We start from the raw sequence: 7,444 nt of genomic DNA on the forward strand, positions 1-7,444 counted from the left end.
GGCTCGCGGACCGCCTCCAGGAGCGAACGGTTCTGTTCCCGCAACCGCTCCGTCTCCTTCAACGAGGACCGCAGAGCCTCGATGAGCTTCGGATCGTGCGCAGACATTCTCGCCTCGTGCTCTCACTTGGTGACGTCAAAAGAGGATCGAACGGACCGGCCGACGGACCTTCTGTGACTTCGCGCCGACGGAACCAGGAGGAAGCCGGAAGGATGCCGGGCGCTGCATCCGGGGCCGCCGCCCCTTCTGCCGGGTGCCGATTGCGGGCCTCGGCGGCGAAAATCGACCCGTTCCTTCCACATTCCAGTCCATGGGGCGCGCGTTAGCCAGCGGGATCGCCCCCTGAATGCCGGTCGGCGCCGCCCCTACCCGATCCCCTACCTGCCCGACCGCTACCCGTAGCCTCCGCCCGGCATGTGAAAGCCCGATGGGTGCCGGGACCTGACAGATGTCGTCGGCCCACTCGTGACAAACGTCGTGGGCACCGCGAGTGTGCGGCGGGCACGCTGAACGGGACATTGGGGCAGGCACACAGCAGGGAGAGGAGCGCGGGATGTCCGAATCAAAGCCCGAGCCGGGTTCGGAGTCAGGGGCGGAGGTGGCCGCGGCGCAGTCGACCGCGCCCGCACAGGAGGAGGTCGGACTCCCTCGGTTCTTCTGGCTCGGCGTCGCCGGTCTGGGCATGGGTATGTTCCTGGCAATGCTGGACAGCCTGATCGTGGCGACCGCGCTGCCGACCATCGCCGGTGACCTGGGCGGGCTGGACGAGCTCTCCTGGGTGATCACCGCGTACTTGCTGCCTACCGCCGTCGGCACCCCGATCTGGGGGAAGCTCGGCGACCTGGTCGGCCGCAAGAAGATCTTCATGGTGTCGATCGTGGTCTTCCTGATCGGCTCCGCGCTCTGCGGCACCGCCGGGGACATCACCGAGCTGATCATCTACCGGGCGGTGCAGGGCGTCGGCGGCGGCGGTCTGATCGCCGGTGCGCTGGCGATCATCGGCGAGATCGTGCCGCTCGAGAAGGCCGGCCGGATCCAGACCATGATGGCGATCCTGATGCCGTCCTCGTTCGTCGGTGGCCCGCTGATCGGCGGTCTGCTCACCGAGCACGTCAGCTGGAACTGGGTCTTCTACATCAACCTGCCGCTCGGCGTCGCGGCGCTGGTCGTCATCGCGCTGTTCGTCCGCACCTCGGCGCCCCCCATCAAGGGCAAGATCGACATCCCGGGCACCCTGCTGCTGACCGTCACCCTCGTCAGTCTCACCCTGGTGACCAGCTGGGCCGGCACCGAGTACGCCTGGTCCTCGCCGCAGATCATCGGCCTGGCCGTGCTCGCCGTGCTCTCGCTCGCCGCCTTCGTCTGGGTCGAGGGCAAGGTAGAGGAGGCAATCCTGCCGCCGCGGATGTTCCGCAACCGGAACTTCCCGCTCGCCCTGGCGCTGACCTTCACCTCCGGTGGCGCCATGTTCGCCGGGACCAGCTTCCTGCCGCAGTACACCCAGTTCGCCCGGGACGCCTCGCCGACCGCTGGCGGTCTGCTGCTGCTGCCGATGATGCTCGCGATGTTCTTCGTGATGGTGATCAGCGGCAAGAAGACCGCCAAGACCCAGCGTTACCGCCCGTGGGCCCTCGCCAGCGGTCCGCTGATCGCCGTCGGCATGCTCTGCCTGCTGGTGCTGGAGTCCGACACCAACACCCTCCTCGGATCGCTGGTCCCGATCGCGATCGGCGCCGGCGTGGGCTGCCTGACCCAGAACACCGTCATGATCACCATGAACAGCGTCGAGTCCCGCGACCTGGGGGCTGGCATGGCGGCCAATACCCTCGGCCGGATCGTCGGTGGCTCCCTGGTGGTGGCGCTGCTCGGTTCCCTCTTCGGCACCGCTATGAAGAACACCATCAGCGACCGGCTCGGCGGGTCGATGCAGGCCGGCGACGGGGCGAAGCTCTCGCCGGAGCTGGTCCACAAGCTGCCCGCGCCGGTGCAGGACGCCTTCGCCGACGGTGTGACGGCCGGTCTGCACGCCATCGCCGTCGGTGGCGTGGTGCTGGGTCTGCTCACCTTCGCCGCCGCCTGGTTCATCCGCGAGCCCAAGCCGCAGGCCGCCGACCCCGCCTCCGCGCCGGAGGAGGCGGAGACCACCCCGGTCTCGCAGTGACCGGGGCCCCTGACACCGGTGGGCGTGCAGCAGGACCGCCCAGCCCACCGGGTGGAGCGGGAGAGGGTGCGCCACCCCCTGCGCACCCTCTTCCGCCGTTTCCACGACCCGGACCCCCCCCACCCCGGGCGCACCCCGGACAGCCCCCGTCGGCATCCTCCGCCGCCCCTTGCACCCCTCTCGGCCGGGAGGGGTGCAAGGGGCCGTACGGGGCCTCGCGCACGGTTCCGGCATACGGCTTCAGGGGTCCTGGTTAGGGGGCCTTAGGGGTATCGGCGTCAGGTCGCCTCGCAAATACTGAGACAGCCTTTCCGGAGGTCCACCGCGAGGAGAGAATTCAGCATGGCAGCGAGTTTCGCCAACGGTCAGTGCCGCTCGTTCCGCGGGGACGGAAGACTCGACCTCCTGGTACGGAACGTCGAAACGGGTGAGCTGCTGGTCTATCCACATAGCGGCACGTTCGACGGTGAGAACACCTTCAACGAACCCGTCAGCATCGGCACCGACTTCGGCTGGAAGCGCTTCTTCTTCCTCCGCGCGCTGGACGCCACTGGCAACGGCCGCGCTGACATCTGCGCCTTCAGCGTCGAGGAGTTCGACCTCAACCCGGGCGAGAACGGCGAGCACGGCTTCTTCCTGCTGCAGAACCTCGGCGGCCCCGGTGAGATCGGTCCCTGGTCCGAGCCGCTGCGGGTCTCCGGCAAGCGCGACGACGGCCAGCGCTGGGAGACCATCGCCTTCGCCGACGTCCTGGGCACCGGCACCGACGACACCATCAGCAAGGGGGAGAACGCCGGCAACGTCGATGTCTTCCCCAATCGCGGCCTCGGCGCGGTCAAGGACGACACCTACGACAAGGACCCGGTGCGGCTCACCGAGATCGGCGTCGATGACTTCCCCGTCGCGATGGCCGACTTCACCGGCAACGGCCGTCTCGACCTGCTCGTACGCCGGGCCAACGGCGACCTCGACCTCTACGAGTTCGCCGCCCGCCTCGGCACACCGGAGGCTGCCGCTCTCCCCGGCACCTGGTACACCGTCGCCCACGGCTGGCAGCAGATGGTGCTGATGACGCTCACCGACATCGACCTGGACGGCCGGCCCGACCTGCTCGCGCTGCGCCCCGACGGCACGCTCGCCGCCTTCCAGCACTCCGGTGCCTTCGACCCGGCCTCCCCACTGGACCTCTTCCGCGAGCCGGTCGTCGTCGCCACCGGATTCGACGCGTACGACGTCATCAGCTGAACACGGTCGTCCACGACCTCCCGTAGCCCCCGCAGCCCCTCGATTTCCGGACGCTCTTCGGTGATTCCTCCGGTGCCGCAGGGACCGCGATTTCCGCGCATTCGGCCCACCCCGAGCGGCCGGCGCGGCTGCGCGCAATTCCCGAAATTCACCCTGCCGCTGCCCGGCCTGTCGGAATCTGGATTGGCTCCATGTCCTTCGAACTCACTTCTCGCGATTCTTCCGGCGACGCGGTAGCGGTCGTCGGCATGTCCTGCCGACTGCCGCAGGCGCCCGACCCGCAGTCCTTCTGGCGCCTCCTGAGCGAGGGCCGGGACGCCGTCACGTCCGTCCCGGAGGGCCGGTGGGACGCCCCCGAGACCCGTGAACTGCGCGGTGGCTTCCTGGACTCCATCGCCGAGTTCGACGCGGGCTTCTTTGGCATCGCGCCGAACGAGGCCGCGATGACCGATCCGCAGCAGCGGCTCGTCCTGGAGCTCGCCTGGGAGGCGCTGGAGCACGCCGGAACCCTCCCCGCCGACCTGCGGGGCAGCGGCGCCGGCGTCTTCATCGGCGCCATGGCCTGCGACTACGCGGCCCTGCTCCAGGGCGGCGGCGGCGCCGCCCTGACCCGGCACAGCCTCGCCGGGGTCAGCCGCGCCCTGCTCGCCAACCGGGTCTCGTACGCACTGGGCCTGCACGGCCCCAGTCTGACCGTCGACTCGGCGCAGTCCGCCTCGCTCACTGCCGTCCACCTGGCCTGTGAGAGCCTGCGCCGCGGCGAGTCCGACCTCGCCCTGGTCGGCGGCGTCAACCTCAACCTGACGCCGGAGAGCACGATCGCCGCCGCCCGGTTCGGCGCCCTGTCGCCCGACGGACGGTGCTTCACTTTCGACGCCCGCGCCAACGGCTATGTCCGCGGAGAGGGCGGTGGCATGGTCGTCCTCAAGCCGCTCGACCGGGCGATGGCGGACGGCGACCGGATCCACGCGGTCATCGTCGGTAGCGCGGTCAACAGCGACGGCGCGGCCGAGGGCCTCACCGTCCCCGACCAGCACGCCCAGGAGGAGGTCGTACGGCTGGCCCACCGGCGGGCCGGCGTCGACCCGGCGGACGTCCAGTTCGTCGAACTGCACGGTACCGGCACCAAGGTCGGCGACCCGATCGAGGCTCGCGCGCTCGGCAGCGCGATCGGCACCGCCAAGGAGCCCGGCGCGCCGCTGCTGGTCGGCTCCGCCAAGACCAACGTCGGCCACCTGGAGGGCGCGTCTGGCATCGTCGGCCTGCTGAAGACCGTGCTGGCGATCAGCCACCGGCAGCTGCCCGCCTCGCTCAACTTCGAGAACCCCAACCCGCAGATCCCCTTCGACGAGCTGAACTTGCGGGTCGCCACCGAGCTGGGCCCGTGGCCGCAGACCGACGCCCCGCTGGTCGCCGGCGTCAGCTCCTTCGGCATGGGCGGCACCAACTGCCACGTCGTGGTCGCCGAGGCCCCGCGGCAGGCCGCCGACGCGGAGGAGCAGCCGACCGGGCGGCCGCACGCCGCCGGCCCGCTGATCGTTCCGCTGGCCGGGCAGACCGAGGCCGCCCTGCGCGGCCAGGCCGGCCGGCTGCACGCGCACCTGGCCGACGCACCCGGCACCGACCCGGTCGTCCTCGCCCACGCCCTGGCCACCACCCGCACGGCGTTCGCCCACCGGGCGGCCGTCGTCCTGGACGGCGCCGGGGACCCGGCCGCCGCCCTTGCCTCAGCATTGGAGCGGCTCGCCGCCGGCGAACCCGCCGCCGAGCTCACCACCGGCCGGGCCGCCCCCGGCCGGACCGCTTTCCTCTACTCGGGCCAGGGCAGCCAGCGCCCCGGCATGGGCCGCGAACTCCACGCCACCTGGCCCGAGTTCGCCCGCGCCCTGGACGAGATCGCGGCCGCGTTCGCGACCGAACTCGACCGGCCGCTGCTGGACGTGATGTTCGCCGACGAGGGCACCCCCGAGGCGGAGCTGCTCGACCGCACCGACTACACCCAGCCGGCGCTGTTCGCCTTCGAGGTCGCACTCACCCGCCTCCTGGAGCACTGGGGCGTACGCCCAGACCGGCTGCTCGGCCACTCCATCGGCGAGATCTCTGCCGCCCACATCGCCGGGGTGTTCTCCCTCGCGGACGCCTGCGCGCTGGTCGCCGCGCGCGGCCGGCTGATGCAGGCCCTGCCCGCCGGCGGCGCCATGGTCGCCGTCGAGGCAGCCGAGGACGAGGTCCTGCCGCTGCTCGCCGACCGCGAGGCCGAGATCGGCATCGCCGCCGTCAACGCCCCCGACTCGGTGGTGCTCTCCGGAGGCGAGGAGCAGCTCGGGGCGATGGCCGAGGAGTTCCGCGCGCTCGGCCGCAAGACCCAGCGGCTGCGGGTCAGTCACGCCTTCCACTCCCCGCTGATGGACCCGATGCTGGACGAGTTCCGGCGGGTGGCCGAGAGTCTGGAGTACCACGAGCCGACCATTCCGGTCGTCTCCAACCTCACCGGCACCCCCGTCACCGGCCGCGACCTGTGCTCCCCCGAGCACTGGGTCCGCCACGTCCGCGAGGCGGTCCGCTTCGCCGACGGCGTCCGAGCCCTCGCCGAGGACGGCGTCACCACCTTCGCCGAGATCGGCCCCGGCTCCGTCCTGACCGCGCTCGGCGGACGCTGCCTGCTGCGGGACGCCGACGGCAGCGCCCCCGAGGCCGAGTTCGTCGCGACCCTGCGCGGCAACCGCTCCGAGACCGTCACCGTCGCCGGGGCCCTCGCCATGTTCCACGTCCGGGGTGCCGCCCTCGACTGGGACACCCTCTACCCCGGCGCGGCCGCAGTGCGTCTCCCGTTGCCCACCTACGCGTTCCAGCGCGAGTACCACTGGCTGCCCGCCGAGATCACCGCAGGCGTCGACGCCCCGGCCGTGCTCCCGGCCGCCCCCATGCCGACCGCCCCGGCCACCGCCCCCGTAGTCGGCACCGACGCGGCCCGGACCTGGGCCGAGCGGCTGGTCGGCCGCTCGCCGCAGGAGCAGGATCGCACCTTGCTGGAGCTGGTCCGCGACAGCATCGCGCTCGTCCTCGGCCACAGCTCCTCCGCCCGGGTCGACACCGACAGCTCGTTCAAGGATCTCGGCTTCGACTCTCTCAGCGGCGTCGAGCTGCGCAACCGCCTCTCCACCGCCCTCGGCCTCACCCTGCCCAGCTCGCTCGTCTACGATTACCCGTCGCCGACCGGTCTGGCCGGCCACCTGCGCACCGAACTCCTGGGCGGCGCCGGGACAGGCATCGCCGCCGTCCGCACCCCCGCAGTGCTCGACGAGCCGATCGCGATCGTCTCGATGGCCTGCCGCTTCCCCGGCGGCGTCGGCTCGCCCGAGGACCTCTGGAACCTCGTCGCCTCCGCCACCGACGCGGTCGGCGAGTTCCCGGCGGACCGCGGCTGGGACCTCGCCCGGCTCTACCACCCCGACCCGGAGCACAGCGGCACCAGCTACACCCGCCACGGTGGCTTCCTCGCGGGCGCCACCGAATTCGACGCCGCCTTCTTCGGCATCTCGCCGCGCGAGGCGCTGGCCATGGACCCGCAGCAGCGTCTGCTGCTGGAGACCTCCTGGGAGGCCATGGAGCGGGCCGGCATCGACCCGGCCGATCTGCGCGGCAGCCGCACCGGCGTCTTCGCCGGCGCGATGGCCCCCGACTACGGCCCCCGTCTGCACGAGGCCGACGGCGCCACCGAGGGCTACGTCCTCACCGGCTCCTCCGGCAGCGTCACCTCCGGCCGCGTCTCGTACACCTTCGGTTTCGAGGGCCCGGCCGTCACCGTCGACACCGCCTGCTCGTCGTCGCTGGTCGCCCTCCACCTGGCGGCCCAGGCGCTGCGCTCCGGCGACTGCGACCTCGCCCTCGCCGGCGGCGTCACCGTCATGGCCACGCCCGGCATGTTCCTGGAGTTCTCCCGCCAGCGCGGCGTCTCGGCGGACGGGCGCTGCCGTGCCTTCTCGGCGGACGCGGACGGCACCGGCTGGGCCGAGGGTGTCGGCGTCCTGCTGGTCG

4 protein-coding genes are annotated in these 7,444 nt (G+C 71.8%); 3 read left to right on the forward strand and 1 reads right to left on the reverse strand.

Going from position 1 to position 7,444, the window contains the following annotated elements; translation table 11 throughout:
- Positions 1–107, reverse strand: a 107-nt coding sequence (locus ACLQ2N_RS35825) for a polyketide synthase docking domain-containing protein (RefSeq protein WP_425819964.1), incomplete at its 3' end; no start/stop codon positions are given.
- A 446-nt stretch (positions 108–553) separates the two neighbouring features.
- On the opposite strand from ACLQ2N_RS35825, the gene ACLQ2N_RS35830 reads away from it, so the two are divergent.
- The 3 genes from ACLQ2N_RS35830 to ACLQ2N_RS35840 form a co-directional block, all read left to right on the forward strand.
- On the forward strand, positions 554–2,161 hold the full coding sequence (locus ACLQ2N_RS35830; RefSeq protein WP_425819958.1) for a DHA2 family efflux MFS transporter permease subunit: 1,608 nt from the start codon (positions 554–556) through the stop codon (positions 2,159–2,161).
- 342 nt (positions 2,162–2,503) lie between these two features.
- Positions 2,504–3,406 carry a hypothetical protein gene (locus ACLQ2N_RS35835; protein WP_425819960.1) on the forward strand — a complete coding sequence of 301 codons (903 nt, stop codon included), beginning with the start codon at positions 2,504–2,506 and terminating at the stop codon, positions 3,404–3,406.
- 191 nt (positions 3,407–3,597) lie between these two features.
- The coding region (locus tag ACLQ2N_RS35840; protein WP_425819962.1) for a type I polyketide synthase at positions 3,598–7,444 on the forward strand (3,847 nt) is incomplete at its 3' end.

This window comes from Streptomyces sp. DT224 (assembly GCF_049844595.1).
In the GTDB taxonomy this organism is placed as follows: Bacteria; Actinomycetota; Actinomycetes; order Streptomycetales; family Streptomycetaceae; genus Streptomyces.

Excerpts from the sequence above, each read along its gene's own strand:
- ACLQ2N_RS35835 (WP_425819960.1), top strand. The coding sequence starts at position 2,504 with ATGGCAGCGAGTTTCGCCAACGGTCAGTGCCGCTCGTTCCGCGGGGAC.
- ACLQ2N_RS35830 (WP_425819958.1), top strand. The coding sequence starts at position 554 with ATGTCCGAATCAAAGCCCGAGCCGGGTTCGGAGTCAGGGGCGGAGGTG.